Origin of the sequence: Actinosynnema sp. NPDC091369, assembly GCF_044757065.1 — a bacterium.
Lineage (GTDB): Bacteria > Actinomycetota > Actinomycetes > Mycobacteriales > Pseudonocardiaceae > Actinosynnema.
In genome coordinates this window covers 127,104-141,881 of record NZ_JBIVUG010000003.1, presented here as the reverse complement: position 1 = coordinate 141,881, position 14,778 = coordinate 127,104, and the positions used below count along the sequence as shown (strand labels likewise).

15 protein-coding genes are annotated in these 14,778 nt (G+C 71.7%); 9 read left to right on the top strand and 6 right to left on the bottom strand.

Annotation, left to right across the window (positions count from 1 at the left end):
- Positions 1-64 precede the first annotated feature (64 nt).
- Positions 65-1,264 carry an IS110 family RNA-guided transposase gene (locus ACIQMJ_RS13125; RefSeq protein ID WP_499761197.1) on the top strand — a complete coding sequence of 400 codons (1,200 nt, stop codon included), beginning with the start codon at positions 65-67 and terminating at the stop codon, positions 1,262-1,264.
- 5 nt (positions 1,265-1,269) lie between these two features.
- Here the strand turns inward: ACIQMJ_RS13125 and ACIQMJ_RS13120 are convergent, their stop codons facing one another.
- Genes ACIQMJ_RS13120 through ACIQMJ_RS13110 form a run of 3 tightly spaced genes read right to left on the bottom strand, consistent with a single transcriptional unit; the run spans position 1,270 to position 5,835 of the window.
- A complete protein-coding gene (locus ACIQMJ_RS13120; RefSeq protein ID WP_499761196.1) occupies positions 1,270-3,111 on the bottom strand; it encodes a dipeptide/oligopeptide/nickel ABC transporter permease/ATP-binding protein in 1,842 nt (613 codons plus the stop codon).
- A gap of 17 nt (positions 3,112-3,128) precedes the next feature.
- On the bottom strand, positions 3,129-4,118 hold the full coding sequence (locus ACIQMJ_RS13115; protein ID WP_499761195.1) for an ABC transporter permease: 990 nt from the start codon (positions 4,116-4,118) through the stop codon (positions 3,129-3,131).
- Between the two features lie 28 nt (positions 4,119-4,146).
- Positions 4,147-5,835, bottom strand: a complete 1,689-nt coding sequence (locus ACIQMJ_RS13110; RefSeq protein ID WP_499761194.1) for an ABC transporter substrate-binding protein — start codon at positions 5,833-5,835, stop codon at positions 4,147-4,149.
- A 156-nt stretch (positions 5,836-5,991) separates the two neighbouring features.
- Here ACIQMJ_RS13110 and ACIQMJ_RS13105 point away from each other — a divergent pair, with 156 nt between their 5' ends.
- Positions 5,992-7,263: an ROK family transcriptional regulator gene (locus ACIQMJ_RS13105; protein ID WP_499761193.1), complete on the top strand. Its 1,272-nt coding sequence runs from the start codon at positions 5,992-5,994 to the stop codon at positions 7,261-7,263.
- A 37-nt stretch (positions 7,264-7,300) separates the two neighbouring features.
- Here the strand turns inward: ACIQMJ_RS13105 and ACIQMJ_RS13100 are convergent, their stop codons facing one another.
- Positions 7,301-7,933: a ThuA domain-containing protein gene (locus tag ACIQMJ_RS13100; RefSeq protein ID WP_499761192.1), complete on the bottom strand. Its 633-nt coding sequence runs from the start codon at positions 7,931-7,933 to the stop codon at positions 7,301-7,303.
- 138 nt (positions 7,934-8,071) lie between these two features.
- Positions 8,072-8,713: a TetR/AcrR family transcriptional regulator gene (locus ACIQMJ_RS13095; RefSeq protein WP_499761191.1), complete on the bottom strand. Its 642-nt coding sequence runs from the start codon at positions 8,711-8,713 to the stop codon at positions 8,072-8,074.
- 75 nt (positions 8,714-8,788) lie between these two features.
- Here ACIQMJ_RS13095 and ACIQMJ_RS13090 point away from each other — a divergent pair, with 75 nt between their 5' ends.
- The 5 genes from ACIQMJ_RS13090 to ACIQMJ_RS13070 all read left to right on the top strand — a co-directional run bounded on the left by ACIQMJ_RS13090 (position 8,789) and on the right by ACIQMJ_RS13070 (position 12,795).
- Positions 8,789-9,547 carry an MSMEG_6728 family protein gene (locus ACIQMJ_RS13090; protein WP_499761190.1) on the top strand — a complete coding sequence of 253 codons (759 nt, stop codon included), beginning with the start codon at positions 8,789-8,791 and terminating at the stop codon, positions 9,545-9,547.
- 24 nt (positions 9,548-9,571) lie between these two features.
- Positions 9,572-10,006, top strand: coding sequence for a DoxX family protein (locus ACIQMJ_RS13085; RefSeq protein ID WP_499761189.1), 435 nt, complete (start codon positions 9,572-9,574; stop codon positions 10,004-10,006).
- A gap of 87 nt (positions 10,007-10,093) precedes the next feature.
- Positions 10,094-10,933: an SDR family oxidoreductase gene (locus ACIQMJ_RS13080; protein WP_499761188.1), complete on the top strand. Its 840-nt coding sequence runs from the start codon at positions 10,094-10,096 to the stop codon at positions 10,931-10,933.
- 131 nt (positions 10,934-11,064) lie between these two features.
- Positions 11,065-11,496 carry a YciI family protein gene (locus ACIQMJ_RS13075; protein WP_499761187.1) on the top strand — a complete coding sequence of 144 codons (432 nt, stop codon included), beginning with the start codon at positions 11,065-11,067 and terminating at the stop codon, positions 11,494-11,496.
- 54 nt (positions 11,497-11,550) lie between these two features.
- Positions 11,551-12,795, top strand: a complete 1,245-nt coding sequence (locus ACIQMJ_RS13070; protein WP_499761186.1) for an RNA polymerase sigma factor — start codon at positions 11,551-11,553, stop codon at positions 12,793-12,795.
- 16 nt (positions 12,796-12,811) lie between these two features.
- Here ACIQMJ_RS13070 and ACIQMJ_RS13065 read toward each other — a convergent pair whose 3' ends face one another.
- Complete coding sequence (locus tag ACIQMJ_RS13065; RefSeq protein WP_499761185.1) at positions 12,812-13,051, bottom strand: EamA family transporter; 240 nt, start codon at positions 13,049-13,051, stop codon at positions 12,812-12,814.
- Between ACIQMJ_RS13065 and ACIQMJ_RS13060 the strand changes: the two genes are divergently transcribed.
- Entirely contained in the window at positions 13,015-14,310 is a 1,296-nt protein-coding gene (locus ACIQMJ_RS13060) for an aminotransferase-like domain-containing protein (RefSeq protein ID WP_499761184.1), read from the top strand. The genes ACIQMJ_RS13065 and ACIQMJ_RS13060 overlap by 37 nt on opposite strands.
- A gap of 93 nt (positions 14,311-14,403) precedes the next feature.
- Complete coding sequence (locus ACIQMJ_RS13055) at positions 14,404-14,778, top strand: hypothetical protein (RefSeq protein ID WP_499761183.1); 375 nt, start codon at positions 14,404-14,406, stop codon at positions 14,776-14,778.

Sequence of the window (14,778 nt, the reverse complement as noted above, 5' to 3'; positions counted from 1 at the left end):
TAGGGGCATGCAGGCGGGGTCGTCCGTGGGATCGGAGGAGCACGAGGACGGGAGGTGGAGCCGCGTGGCGCTGCCCGAGGTGGCCTGGATCGGCGTCGACGTCGGCAAGGTGTCGCATCACGCGACGGCTGTCGATGAACACGGAACGGTTTCGTGGTCGCGGCAGGTGCCCAACGATCAGGCCGCGATCGAGCAGCTCGTCACCAAGGCGGGCACGACCGCGTCGCAGCCGTGCTGGGCGGTCGACCTGACTTCGGCCAACGCCGCGTTGTTGCCGGCGCTGCTGATCACGACCGGTCAGCGTGTCGTCTACGTGCCCGGCACGGTGGTCAACCGGATGAGCGGTGCGTTCGCCGGTGAGGGCAAGACCGACGCGCGGGACGCGAAGGTCATCGCCGAAACCGCCCGGCTGCGGCGGGATCTGACCGAGGTCACGACGCCGGACGAACTGGTCGTGGAACTGTCTTTGCTGGTGGCGCACCGAGCCGACCTGATGGCCGACTGGGTCCGCGGCGTCAACCGGCTGCGCGAGCTGCTGACGCGGGTGTTCCCGGCGCTGGAGCGCGCGTTCGACTACACGACTCGCTCGGCGCTGATCCTGCTCACCGGCTATTGCACCCCCGCGTCGATCCGGGCGGCGGGCAAGCCGGGGTTGTCCGGGCACCTGCACGCGGCAGGCGCCCACCGGCCCAGCATCCCCGGCATCGTCGGCAAGGCGCTGGCGGCCGCTCAGACGCAGACCGTGTCGCTGCCTGGCGAGGCCACCACCGCCACGCTCATCACCCGGCTGGCCCGCCGGTTGCTTGACCTCGACCGCGAGCTCAAAGACTTGGACAAGCTGCTGACCCAGCGGTTCCGCGACCATCCACAAGCGGCCGTCATCGAGAGCATGCCCGGCATGGGACCGATCCTGGGCGCGGAGTTCCTCTCGATCACCGCCGGCGACCTGGCGGCCTTCGGCAGCGCCGCACGCCTGGCCACCTACGCCGGGCTGGCACCGGTGCCCAACGACTCCGGCCGCCGCAGCGGCGTGCTGCACCGGCCACGGCGCTACCACCGCCGGTTGCGGCACGTCTTCTACATGGCGGCGTTCTCCAGCCTGAAGACCGACGGCCCGTCGCGCACCTTCTATCAGCGCAAGAGAGCCGAACGACAGCGACACACCAAAGCGATGGTCGCCCTGGCCCGCCGACTGGTCGACGTCTTGTGGGCCATGCTCCGCGACAACCGGCCCTGGCAGCCCACCGCGCCAGCTACTGCTTGACACGGTCATTGAGATCCTCCGGACGGGGTGGGCTCGCCGGACTCGCGGACCGGCGTGAGCTGCTCGCCGGAGCGGACGAACGAGCCGCGCTCGCCGGTCAGGCTCGGGAACGAGTCGAGCAGCTGGCGGGTGTAGGGGTGCTCGGGGTGGTCGAACATGTCCTGGGCGGCGCGGTACTCGACCACCTCGCCCTCCTTCATCACCGCGATGCGGTCGGCGAGTTCGAGCAGCAGCGGCAGGTCGTGGGTGATGAACAGGACGGCGAAGCCGATCTCGTCGCGCAGCCGCAGGATCTCGCGCAGGATGCCGCGCTGCACGACCACGTCCAGCGCGGTCGTCGGCTCGTCCATGATCATGACCTGGGGGTCGAGCAGGAGCGCCATGGCGATCATCACGCGCTGCCGCATGCCGCCGGACAGCTCGTGCGGGAAGGAGCTGAGCCGCCGCACGTCCACGCCGACCAGCTTGAGCACCTCCTCGCACTTGGCCCTGCGCTGCGCCTTGGTCATCTCCGGGCGGTGCGTGGTGAGCACGTCCTCCAGCTGCGCCCGGATCGAGATGACCGGGTTGAGCGCGTTCATCGCGCCCTGGAACACCATCGACAGCTTCGACCAGCGGAACGCCCGCAGCTCGCCCGGCGTCAGCGCCAGCACGTCCACGTCGCCGCCCTCGCGGTCTTGGCCAGAACGATCGTGGAACGTGACCGAGCCGGTGGTTACCTCCGCGGGCGGGCGGTGCAGCCGGTTGATCGCGTAGGCCAGGGTCGTCTTGCCGCAGCCGGACTCGCCGGCCAGGCCCAGGATCTCGCCGCGGCGCAGGGTGATCGACACGTCCTTGACCGCGTGCACCGGCTTGTCCACCTGGTAGACGACGGACAGGTCGGTCACGGTGAGCACGACGTCGTCGTCCGCGCGCGGCTCGGGCGCGGGCGTGCGGGCGGCTTCGGCGGTGGCGCGGCGGGGGATGTCGCGCAGCTTGGGGTTGATGATCTCGTCGATGCTGAAGTTGACCAGCGCGAGGCCGCAGCCGAACAGCGCGATGATCAGGCCCGGCGGCACGAACCACCACCACGCCTCGCGTTGCAGCGCGAAGCCGTTCTGCGCGTAGTAGAGCATCGTGCCGAGCGTGGACGAGTTGGACGCGCCCAGGCCGAGGAACGACAGGCCCGCCTCGCTCAGGATCGCGTAGATCACCGAGAACACGAACTGCGAGGCCAGCAGCGGCAGCAGGTTCGGCAGGATCTCCACGGTGATGACGCGCCACGGCTTCTCGCCGGACACCTTGGCCGCGGCCACGTAGTCGCGGTTGCGCAGCGACAGGGTCTGCGCGCGCAGCACCCGCGCCGACGCCGCCCAGCCGGTGATCGCGAGCACCACCGCGATGGTCCACGTGCCGCGCTGGTCGGCGGGCACGAACGCGGAGATGACGATCACCAGCGGCAGGCCGGGGATCACCAGCATCACGTTGGAGAACAGCGAGAACGCCTCGTCGACGAACCCGCCGACGTAGCTGCCGACGATGCCGAACAACGCCGACAGGGCCGTCGCCATCACGCCGACCATCAAGCCGATGTAGAGCGAGCCGCGGGTCGCGTGGGCGAGCTGCGGGACGATGTCCTGGCCGGTCTGCGTGGTGCCGAGCCAGAACTCGCCGCCCGGCGCGGTCAGGCCCAGGTCGCGGATCGTGTTCGGGTCGCCGACCAGCAGCGGGCCGATCAGGCCGATGAACGAGATCAGCCCGATCAGCGCCAGGCCGACGCCGAGCTTGGGCGACCAGCGCGGCAGCATCGACCGCCACCCGGCCCGCCCGCGCGGAGCCCCGACGGTGGCGGCACTGAGATTCGTCACGGTGTCCGTTCTCCTTCTCAGCCGCTGACGCGGGTGCGCGGGTCGATGACGGCGTAGAGCAGGTCGACCACGAGGTTCGCGCCGAGCACGGCGACCGTGATGACCAGGAAGATGCCCTGCATGAGGGCGTAGTCGTTGTTCTGCACGGCCTGGAGGAGCTTCGACCCGATGCCCGGGTAGGAGAACACCTGCTCGGTGATGATCGAGCCGGCCACCACGAACCCGAGCGAGATGGCGAACCCGGCCACGGACGGCAGCACGGCGTTGCGGGCCGCGTACCTGATCATGATCCGGGAGTCGCGCAGGCCCTTGGCCTTGGCGGTGAGCACGTAGTCCTCCGCCGTGGCCGACACCATCATGTTGCGCATGCCCAGCAGCCAGCCGCCGACCGAGGAGATCACGATGGTCAGCGCGGGCAGCGTGCCGTAGTAGATCGCCGAGCCGATGAACTCGGCGTTCCAGCCGGGCGTGAGGATCACGTCGTAGCCGCCCTGGAGCGGGAACCAGCCCCACGCCGAGGACAGCAGCGCGACCAGGATCAGCGCCAGCCAGAAGTACGGCACGGCGGCGAGCACGGTGGTGGCGGGCACCAGGCTGTCCAGCCAGGTGCCGCGCCGCCATCCGACGAACGTGCCCAGGATGATGCCGAAGGCGAACGACAGGAACGTCGCGATGCCGACGAGCATCAGGGTCCAGGGCAGGGCCTCCGAGATGATCTGGGACACCGGCGCCGGGAACGCGCTCACCGATATGCCCAGATCACCCCGGAACATGTTGCCCAGGTAGGACAGGTACTGCTGGAAGAGCGACTCGCCGCTGTTCGTGCCGAGCAGCAGCTCGTACGCTCTGCGGGCCGACGGGTCCACGGTTCCGCCGCGTTGCGCGAGCTTCGCCATGAGGATGTCCACCGGGTTGCCCGGCATGAGCCTCGGGATGAAGAAGTTCAGCGTCAGCGCCGCCCAGAGGGCGACCACGTAGAACGCGAACTTTCGGGCGTAGTACCTCATCGGTCCGCCTATCGCCTCACTCAGTCGTTCACTGGCCGGCCGGCTTGAGCTTCAGGTAGATCTCGGAGTGCTCCGGGCGCGCCCAGACGGCCGGGAACGCGAAGAGGTCTTCCTTGGTGGGCCAACCGGTGAACTTCTTGGCGTTGTACTCGCTGGTGGTGCCGCCGGTCAGGACCGGGATGTAGGGCAGCGACTTCTCGATCTCGGTCTGGATGGTGTCGAAGTGCGGCTGGCGGGCGGCGTCGTCCTCGGGGTCGATGCCCTTCAGCGCGGCGAGCGCGGCGTCCACCGCGGGGTTGGAGAACCGGGAGAAGTTCGGGTTGGCGGTCTCGCCGACCTTCGCCGTGGTCGCGGTGCTGAAGAAGTAGGACGCGTTGTAGAACGGGTCGGGCGCGGGGCCCTGGTGCAGCGAGTCGATCAGCAGCTCGAAGTTGCCGCGACCGCGGGCGTCGGACCACTCGTTCCAGGACAGCTGCTGCGCGGTGACCTTGATGCCGACCTTCTGCAGCTGCTGGCTCATGGTGTCGACGGCGGTGATGTAGTCGGTCCAGCCGGCGACGACCTTGAGGGTCATGGCCAGCGGCTTGCCGTCCTTGGCGTAGATGCCGTCACTGCCCTTGGTGTAACCGGCGCTCTCCAGCAGCTGCGTGGCCTTGGCCTCGTCGGGCTGCATCGGCGCGGTCTTCTCCTGGAGCTTGCCCGAGATCTGGTCCTTGTCCCGCTCGAGCAGCGCGGCGCCGGGCGAGACCTCGCTGGAGGTGTTCTCGAAGGCGAGGGAGTTGATCTGCGTGCGGTTCAGGCCGTAGTAGATCGCCTTGCGCACGGCGACGTCGGTCTGCGGGCCCTGGCAGCCCAGTTCGGCGTTCGAGCAGGTGAACAGGGCCGTCTGGTTCATCGGGATGGTGATGGCCTTGTATCCCGGGTAGTTCTTCTCGACGTTGGCGATGTCCGGGACGGGGCCGGTCTGCCAGTCGATCTGGCCCTGCTTGAGCGCGGCCTCACCGGACTGGTTGCCCGACAGCGCGAGGTAGCGGATCTTCTTCAGGGCGGGCTCGCCGGAGTGGTAGCCCGGGTTCGACTTGAGCGTGAACGCCTGGGCCTTGAACTCGTCGAGCATGAACGGGCCGGTGCCGACGGGCTCCTTGACGACGTCGGTCGCCGGGGTCGGGATGTCCTTCCACTTGTGCTCGGGGACCATCCAGATCCGGCCGAGCACCTGCGGGCCGTCCATGAAGGACGGTTCGGTGAACTTGACCGTCACGTGGGTGTCGTCCACGGCGGTCGCGACGCCCTTGTAGCCGGTGCTGTTCATGGTCGCGTTCTTGCTGACCATGTCGAGGGTGAAGACGACGTCCTTGGCGGTGAACTTCTGCCCGTCGCTCCACTTCGCGTCGTCGCGCAGCTCGATGTCGAGCTGGGTGCCGTCGGCGTTCCACGTGAAGCCCTTGCCCAACCGGGGCCGGGGCTCCACGTCGCGGATGTTGTTGAAGAAGAACAACGGCTCGAAGATCGTGCCGGGGCCCTCGAGCATGGTGGGCGAGTACGGGTTGAAGTTCAGCTGCCAGTCACCGGACTGACCGGTGTACACGACCAGCGTGTCCTTGTTCGCGTCGCTGCCCGAACTCGACCCGCCGCACGCCGTCGCCAGCATGGCGACCGCGGCCAGCCCGGCCGCCGCCATGCGCGCCCGTGAGAAGCGCCTTGCCTTCAGGGACATCGTCGATTCCTCTCGTGGCCCGAGACCGGCCGCGGTCCCGCGTTGAGGCAGATTGTTAAGTCATCGAAGAAACGAAGTCAACACCTCGGCGTCATCTGCCGGTCAAGTTGCTACCCTTCGGCCGACGAACGAACTAAGACGAACGCGGGGGACCACGTGAGCGGACCGGCGCGGGCGACGCAACACGCGAGCAGCAAGGCCGCCGTGCTGGACGTGATCCGGGCGGCGGGCACGATCAGCCGGGTCGGCCTGATCAACGCCACCGGCTTCACCGGCGCCACCATCTCGACCGTCGTCCGCAAGCTCATCGACGAGGGCCTGGTCGTGGAGACCGGACGCGCCGAGTCGACCGGCGGCAAGCGGCGGGTGCTGCTCCAGCTCAACCACTCCTCCCGCTACGCCGTGGGCGTCCACCTCGACCACGCCGGCATCACCTACGTGCTGACCAATCTCGGCGGGTCGGTCGTGGCGCGCATTTCGAGGGCGGGCGCCGGCGCGGCCGAGCCGCGCACCGTCGTGGCGCGGATGGCCGCCGAGGTCAAGGGCCTGATCGACGGCGTCGGCGTGGACCACAACCGGGTCCTCGGCCTGGGCCTGGTCTCCCCCGGCCCGCTCAGCTCGGACACCGGCATGGGCCTGACCCCGCCGTCCATGCGCAAGTGGGAGGACTTCCCGCTCGACCAGGAGCTGGAGCGGGCCACGAGCCTGCCGGTGGTGCTGGACAACGACGCCACCGCGGCGGCGCTGGGCGAGCACTGGTCGGGCGGCATCGGCGGCACGGCCATCTCGGCGGCGCTCTACATGGGCACGGGCATCGGCGCGGGCCTGATCATCAACGGCATCACCTACCGCGGCAGCAGCGGCAACGCCGGGGAGATCGGGCACATCTGCGTGGACGCCGACGGGCCGGAGTGCTGGTGCGGCGCGCGCGGGTGCGTGGAGGCGCTGGCCGGGCCCGCGGCCGTGGTGGCGGCGGCCCGCGCGGACGCCGACCTGGCCGGGGCGGCCGGGCTGACCGGGCAGGTGCGATCGGTGTCGTCGGACTTCGCCGCGGTGAGCCGGGCGGCGCGGCGGGGCGAGCCGGCCGCGCTGGCGATCCTGGAGCGGTCGGCGCGCTACATCGCGGTGGCGGCGCGGACGCTGGCCAACATCATGGACCTGGAGGTCCTGGTGCTCACCGGGCCGAGCTTCGCCATCGCCGGGTCGGTGTACCTGCCCGTGGTGCGCGACGAGCTGGACCGCACGTTCTTCTCGCGCGCGGCGCACGGCGTCGACGTGCGACTGTCCCGTTCGGCCGCCACGGCGTCCGCGATCGGTGGTGCGGCCCTCGTGCTGCAGTCCGAGCTCGTGCCGCTGCACGAGGGGTTGAGGCTGCCGGAGAACCTGGCCGACTCCGAGCCCGCCGCCCTGCCCGCGTCGGGCGAGTGAGCCGGCGGCCCGCCGGTCGTGCGGCGGGTCGTGCGGGTCAGCGGCGGGCGGCCCAGAGCAGGCCGCGTTCGACCATCGTGCGGACCTGGGGCAGGTCGAGGTCGGCCGGGTGGTGGCCGACCGTGCAGGCGAAGACCCGGCCAGCGCCCCAGCGGCGGGTCCAGACGGCCGGCACGGTCAGCGGGGCGTGCCACGGGTCGGCGGCGGCGAACGTCGTGGTCGCGTGCACGTCGTTGAGGCCGTCGGTGAGGACCCAGTACTGCTCGGTCCGCAGCTCGAACCCCTCGATGCCGGCCACGACGGGGTGCGTGGAGGTGATGTCCACCCGGTGGTCCACGAAATCACCCGGGTGAGCGACGAACTGCCCACCGACCAACTGCATGTAGCCACGGGAGTGGCGGAACGCGTCCACCAGGCCGCCGTGCCACCCGGCCAACCCCGTCCCACCCCGGACCGCCGCTTCCAGGCAGGTGAACTGCTCGTCGGTCAGCTCGCCGTCGCTCCAGCACTGGAGGACCAGGTCGTAGGAGCCGAGGCGTTCGTCGTAGACGTCGAGTGAGTCGGACACGTCCACCGCGAACCCCGACGACCGCAGGAACGGCAGGAACGAGTCGGTCGCCACCACCGGCGAGTGCCCCGGCCAACCACCGCGAACCACGAGTGCCTTCACGGGGTGGAACCTTAGGGCGTCACCGGCTCCTCCGGCTGCGGCGCGACCACCCGGTGGCCGCCACTGCCGACCGACCTGACGTCGCCGCCCGCCACCCGCCGGCGACACCCACCTCACAGCGCGGGCCGGCTCCCGCGGTCAGGCGCGGGCGACCAGGCCGACCAGTTGGTTGACCAGGCCCTCCGTCAGGCCCTCGCGCACCAGTTCCGCCGCCGTCGGCCCGCCCAGTTCCCGCATCACCTGGGCCACCGCGTCGGTCGGTTTGGCGTGCGGCCACAGGCCGGCCGTCATGATCAGCACCGAAGTGGCGAAGTGGTGCGCGGCGGCGGCGTCCAGCACCGGCACCCGGGCCCGCACCAGGTCCGCCAGCCGGGCTTTGTGCTCGTTCGCCCGGCGCTTGAACACGCGCGCGAAGTCCACCGGGATGTTCCGCTCCAGCACACCCGCCATGCCGCTGATCAACTCGCACAGCAACGGCCGCCGCAGCAACGTCGCCGCCACCGCCCGCGCGACCGCCTCCGCCGACCCGGCCTGCCCGAGCGCGTCCTCGACCTCGTCCAGCCACGCACCCAGCTCCCGGTCGAGCACCTCCAGGAAGATCGCCTCACGGCTGTCGAAGTACCGCAGCACGTTCGACTTCGCGAGCCCCACCCGGTCGCTCAGCTCGCGCAGGCTGATGTCGGCGACCGACCGCTCCCGCAGCATCGCGCACGCCGCGTCGAGGATCGTGCGCCGCCGCTGCTCCACCTGCTCGGGACGCCTCGCGCGCTGGAACTCCACCGCCGCAGGCTAACAGCCCACCGGTCTGTTGCGGGTCGCGCGCTTGACCCGCCGCAGGTGGGGTAGGTCGCTGGGGTGCAGACGTTCCTGCCCCGCGCCACCTTCGCCGCCAGCGCCGCCGTGCTCGACTCGCGACGGCTGGGCAAGCAGCGCGTGGAGACCCTGCAGATCCTGCGCGCCCTGGTCTGGCCCGACTACGGCTGGAAGCGGCACCCGGCGGTGGTCATGTGGCGCGGGTTCACGCCCGCGCTGGTCGCCTACGGCGTGGCCGTGTGCGACGAGTGGCGGCGCCGGGGCCACCGCGACGGCTTGCGCGCCTCCCTCCTCGACTTCACCGGCGGCCACGAGCCGACCTGGTCGTGGTGCCTGGCCGAAGGTCTCCTGCCGCCCTGGCTGGGCGACGACGACCTGCACCGCAGCCACCGGTCCGCCCTCCTGCGCAAGGACCCCGACCACTACCGCCCGCTGTTCCCCGACGCCCCGGACGACCTCGACTACTTCTGGCCGGGGTCCGTGCTGCCGCTGGACCTGCCCGACACCGACGGCCTGGTCGCGTGCCGGGTCGACCTCCCCCCGCTGCCCGACGACGCCGACGACCACGGCCCGCCACCGCCGCTCGACCACCGGCCCGGCCCGTCGGTCGCCCGCGCGCCCACCGAGGCCGACCTGGCGGCCATGCGGGCCGAGGCGGCCGACCCCCACCGCGTCCGCTTCTTCCGGCGCGGCCAGCGCCTTCCCCCTCCGACCAGCCGTTTCACCCTCCAGGTCAGGCTCGGCGAAAAAAGTTCCGCGGCCGTGTCGATCCGGCGGGGTCCCCGTTCGTCGTCTCAGTAAGACCACCGAGCAGGGGAGCCCGAGATGACCACCACGACCGACACCCGCCGCGCCGCCGCCCACCCCGCCACCGCCGCCAGGCGCAACGACCTGGTGCTCGCCGCCTTCCGCGTCGTCGTCTCGTTCCTGTTCGGCCTGCACGGCCTCCAGGGCCTCGGCTTCCTCGGCGGCATCGACGGCCAGGGCGGCGCGGTCCCGTTCGGCTCCTGGCCGGGCTGGTACGGCAGCGTGATCGAGCTGGTCGGCGCGGTCCTGGTGCTGATCGGCCTGGCCGCGCGGCCGGCGGCGTTCGTGCTCTCCGGGGTGATGGCCTACGCCTACTTCACCGTCCACCAGCCGGAAGCGCTGCTGCCGATGCACAACATGGGCGAGCTGGCCGCCGTCTACAGCTGGATCTTCCTGCTGCTGGCCGTCCTCGGCCCGGGGGCCTTCACGGTCCAGCGCGCGCTGCGCCGCTGACACCCGCACCACCCGAAGGGCGCGCCTCACACCGGAGGCGCGCCCTTCGACGTGTTCAGGTCGGACTCGCCTGGGCACCCTGCGGGCATGGCCGAGACCCCCATCAAGTACCCAGGGTTGACCGACGACGTCCGCCCCACCCCCGACCACGGTGAACAGACCTACCGCGGTTCGGGACGGCTCACCGACAAGAAGGCCGTGATCACCGGCGGCGACTCCGGCATCGGCCGCGCCGTCGCGCTGGCGTTCGCGCGCGAGGGCGCCGACGTGCTGATCTCGTACCTGCCCGCCGAGGAGAAGGACGCCCGCGACACCGCGCGGCTCGTGGAGGAGGCCGGCCGCAAGGCGGTCACCGTGCCGGGCGACCTCGTGGAGGAGGCGCAGTGCTCGGCGGTCGTGGCGCGGGCGGTCGAGGAGTTCGGCCGGATCGACGTCCTGGTCAGCAACGCCGCCTACCAGATGGCGCAAGAGGGCGGCCTGCTCGACATCACCACCGAGCAGTTCGACCGCGTCATGAAGACGAACGTGTACGCGATGTTCTGGCTGTGCAAGGCCGCCGTGCCGCACATGCCCGAGGGCTCCTCGATCATCACCACGTCGTCCATCCAGGGCTTCCAGCCGTCCTTCCAGCTCCTCGACTACGCCACCACCAAGGCCGCGATCGTGAACTTCACCAAGGGCCTGGCGCAGAACCTGGTCGACCGGAAGATCCGGGTGAACTCGGTCGCGCCCGGTCCGGTGTGGACGCCGCTCATCCCGGCCACCATGCCGCCGGAGAAGGTGGAGAACTTCGGCGAGCAGTCCCCCATGGGTCGCGCCGGGCAGCCCGCAGAACTCGCGCCGCTGTACGTCTTCCTCGCCTCGGCCGAGTCCAGCTACATCACCGGCGAGGTCGTCGGCGTCACCGGCGGCTCACCCATCACGTAAACCCGCTGGTCAGCGGCCCGCGAAAAAATCTTGGAAAAACTTCGGCGCACGTGTCGATCCGCGCACCCGCTCGATCGTCGCGTCAGTGGCGGCCAGGATGTACCGGCCGACGAACCGACAGGGAGAGCGACATGCGTTTCATGGTGATCGTGAAGGCGACCGAGGACACCGAGGCCGGGGTCCAGCCGACCGCGGAGCAGCTGAACGAGATGGCCGCGTTCAACGAGGAGCTGGTCAAGGCGGGCGTGATGCTGGCGGGCGAGGGCCTGCACCCCAGCTCCAAGGGCGCGCGGGTCTACTTCTCCGGCGACAAGCGCACCGTGGTCGACGGCCCGTTCACCGAGACCAAGGAGCTCATCGCGGGCTTCTGGCTGATCGAAGTCAAGTCGCTGGAGGAGGCCGTCGAGTGGGTGAAGCGGGTGCCGAACCCCACCGGCGACGAGTCGCAGATCGAGATCCGGCAGGTCTTCACCGAGGACGACTTCGTCAACGCCTCCGAGGAGCTGAAGGACCGCGAGCGCGAGCTGCGCGCCGAGCACGAGGCCCGCGCCTCCCGGGGCTGAGGGGCCGCCGCGCCGCTTGCCGACGCGCATCGGTAGCTGATCTGATCCCGGGTCGTGGTGGCTACCGATGCGCGTCGCGCGGTCGAGGCGGTGTGGCGGATCGAGTCCGCGCGCCTGATCGCCGGGCTGGCCCGGATGGTGCGCGACGTCGGCCTGGCCGAGGAACTGGCCCAGGACGCGCTGGTCAGCGCCTTGGAGCAGTGGCCGGAACAGGGCGTGCCGCGCAACCCCGGCGCGTGGCTGATGACCGCGGCGAAGAACCGGGCCGTGGACCGGATCCGGCGCGAGCGCAACTACCAGCGCAAGCTGGAGCAGATCGGGCGCGACACCGGCTCCGACCACGAGCCGGACGCCGCCGCCGAGGTCGGTGGGATCGACGACGACCTGCTGCGGCTGGTGTTCACCGCCTGCCACCCGGTGCTGTCGACGGAGGCGCAGGTGGCGTTGACGCTGCGCGTGCTCGGCGGCCTGACCACCGACGAGATCGCCCGCGCGTTCCTGGTGCCCGAGGCGACCGTGGCGCAGCGGATCGTGCGGGCGAAGAAGACCCTGGCCAAGGCCGGTGTCCCGTTCGAGGTGCCGGCGGAGGACGAGCGGGACGCCCGGCTGGCGTCCGTGCTCGGCGTCATCTACCTGATCTTCAACGAGGGCTACTCGGCCACCGCGGGCGACGACTGGATGCGCCCGGCGCTGTGCGAGGACGCGCTGCGGCTGGCCCGCGTGCTGGCCGGCCTGATGCCGCGCGAGCCCGAGGTGCACGGCCTGGTGGCGCTGCTGGAGATCCAGGCGTCCCGGGCCAGGGCCCGCGTCGGCCCGGACGGCGAACCCGTGCTGCTGCTGGAGCAGAACCGGGCGCGCTGGGACCAGCTGCTGATCCGCCGCGGCCTGGCGGCGTTGGCGAGGGCCGAGTCGCTGGGCGGCGCGGGCGGGCCGTACGCGTTGCAGGCCGCCATCGCCGCCTGCCACGCGCGGGCACGCGTGCCGGAGGACACCGACTGGACCCGCATCGCCGGGCTGTACGAGGCGTTGTCGCTGGTCGCGCCGTCGCCGATCGTGGAGCTGAACCACGCGGTGGCGATCGGGATGGCGTTCGGCCCGGAGGTCGGGCTGGAGCTGGTGGACGAGCTGCTGGACGAGCCCGCGCTGAAGGGCTACCACCTGCTGCCGAGCGTGCGCGGAGACCTGCTGGCCAAGCTGGGCAGGCACGCCGAGGCGCGGGAGGAGTTCAAGCTGGCGGCCGGGCTCACCCGCAACGAGCGCGAGCGCAAGCTGCTGCTCGACCGCGCCGCGAACTGCTGACCCCCGCGCCGCTGCGTCATCCCCGGTCGAGGCGTACCCGCACCGCGACCGACGCGCACAGCACCACGGCGACGCCCCCGAGCACGGTCGGCCAGGTCAGCCGCTCCCGCAGCAGCAGCGCCGCCCAACCGATGCCCAGCACGGGCTGCACCAGCTGCACCTGGCTGACCCGCGCCATCGGGCCGATCGCCAGACCGCGGTACCAGGCGCGCGAGCCCGGTGACGGTGCAGAAGGCGGTGCACGCGCTGGCCGCACAGGGGCTCGTCGAGTCACGGCCCGGCGTCGGCACGTTCGTCCGCGCCGTGCGGGCGGTCCGGCCGCCGGACTACGGCTGGCAGACCGGCGCCCTGCGGTCACCGCGAGCGGCCCTGCCCGTCCTGGCCACGCCCCTGCGCGGCCAGTTGCCCGACGCCATCGGCCTGCACTCCGGCTACCCCGACCGCGACCTGCTCCCCGAACGGCTCGTGCGCGCCGCGCTCGCCCGCGCCGCCCGTGCCGACGCGGCGCTGACCCGGTCGGACACCGCCGGGCTGCCGGAGCTGCGGGCGTGGTTCGCCGGCGAGCTGGGGCAGGCCACGCCGGCCGGCGTCACCCCGCCCGCGCCGCGCGACGTGGTGGTCCTGCCCGGCAGCCAGAGCGGTCTGAGCTCGACGTTCCGCGCGCTGGTGGGCTTCGGCGGGCCGCTGCTGATCGAGTCGCCGACCTACTGGGGCGCGATCCTGGCCGCGGCCCAGGCCGGCGTGCGGGTGGTGCCGGTGCCGAGCGGGGCGGCCGGCCCGGACCCGGACGAGCTGGCGCGGGCGTTCGAGGAGACCGGGGCGCGGGCGTTCTACGCGCAGCCCAACTACGCCAACCCCACCGGGGCGCAGTGGTCGCCCGACCTGGTGGGGCGGGTCCTGGACGTCGTCCGCGCGCACGGCGCGTTCCTGGTGGAGGACGACTGGGCGCACGACTTCGGCATCGACACCACCGCGCGGCCCGCCGCGGCGCACGACGACGCGGGCCACGTGGTCTACCTGCGCTCGTTGACGAAGAGCGTGTCACCGGCAGTGCGGGTCGCCGCCGTCATCGCCCGCGGCCCGGTGCGCGACCGCATCCTGGCCGACCGGGGCGCGGAGTCGGTGTACGTCAGCGGCGTGCTCCAGGCCGCCGCGCTCGACGTCGTCACGCAGCCCGGGTGGCGCGCCCACCTGCGTGCCCTGCGCCACCAGCTGCGGGCACGGCGCGACCTGCTCGCCGCCTGCCTGGCCGAGCACGTGCCGGACGCGCACCTGGAGCACGTGCCGCCCGGCGGCCTGAACCTGTGGGCCCGGCTGCCCGACGCGACCGACCGGGACCGGCTGGTCCGCGACTGCGAGGCCGAGGGCGTGGTGGTCGCGCCCGGCGCGGAGTGGTTCCCGGCCGAGCCCTCCGGCTCGTTCCTCCGCCTGAACTACTCCGGCCCGGACCCCGACCGCTTCCCCGACGCCGCCAGGGTCATCGGCCGGGCACTGGCCCGCGCGGCGCAGCGGTGAGGTCAGGACTCGCGACACGGCCGGGAAAACACCTGGGCCGCACGGGTGCCGCCCGGCTAACGTCCCGTGACCCGATGGACAGAGGGGGACGTTGTGCGCCGGAGCCCGCAGGAGAAGAAGCGGCTGAGCTACGCGAAGGACCGCCGCAACACCTACGGCGAGAACGACAAGAGCTCGCGCCGCAACATCACCCGCAACAGGCAGCTCGCGCACCGCGCCGACCGGCACCACGCCGACCAGGCGCTGCGCGGTGCGCTCGGCCGGCCCGACCAGGCGTCGGCCGACCACGCCGAGCAGTCCGCGCGCGACCGGCGACCGGGGCGGTTCCGCAAGCACGCCGACGTGCCGCTGGGCGAGGTCGTGGCGGCACGGCTCCGGCAGCGCGTGCGCGCGGGCATGGACGAGCCGGAGCGGACCGAAGCCCGCCTGGCACGGGTGCACCGCCACTACCGCCGCACCACGCCCTGA

Excerpts from the sequence above, each read along its gene's own strand:
- ACIQMJ_RS13075 (WP_499761187.1), top strand. The coding sequence starts at position 11,065 with ATGCGTTTCATGGTGATCGTGAAGGCGACCGAGGACACCGAGGCCGGG.
- ACIQMJ_RS13110 (WP_499761194.1), bottom strand. The coding sequence starts at position 5,835 with ATGTCCCTGAAGGCAAGGCGCTTCTCACGGGCGCGCATGGCGGCGGCC.
- ACIQMJ_RS13080 (WP_499761188.1), top strand. The coding sequence starts at position 10,094 with ATGGCCGAGACCCCCATCAAGTACCCAGGGTTGACCGACGACGTCCGC.
- ACIQMJ_RS13115 (WP_499761195.1), bottom strand. The coding sequence starts at position 4,118 with ATGAGGTACTACGCCCGAAAGTTCGCGTTCTACGTGGTCGCCCTCTGG.
- ACIQMJ_RS13085 (WP_499761189.1), top strand. The coding sequence starts at position 9,572 with ATGACCACCACGACCGACACCCGCCGCGCCGCCGCCCACCCCGCCACC.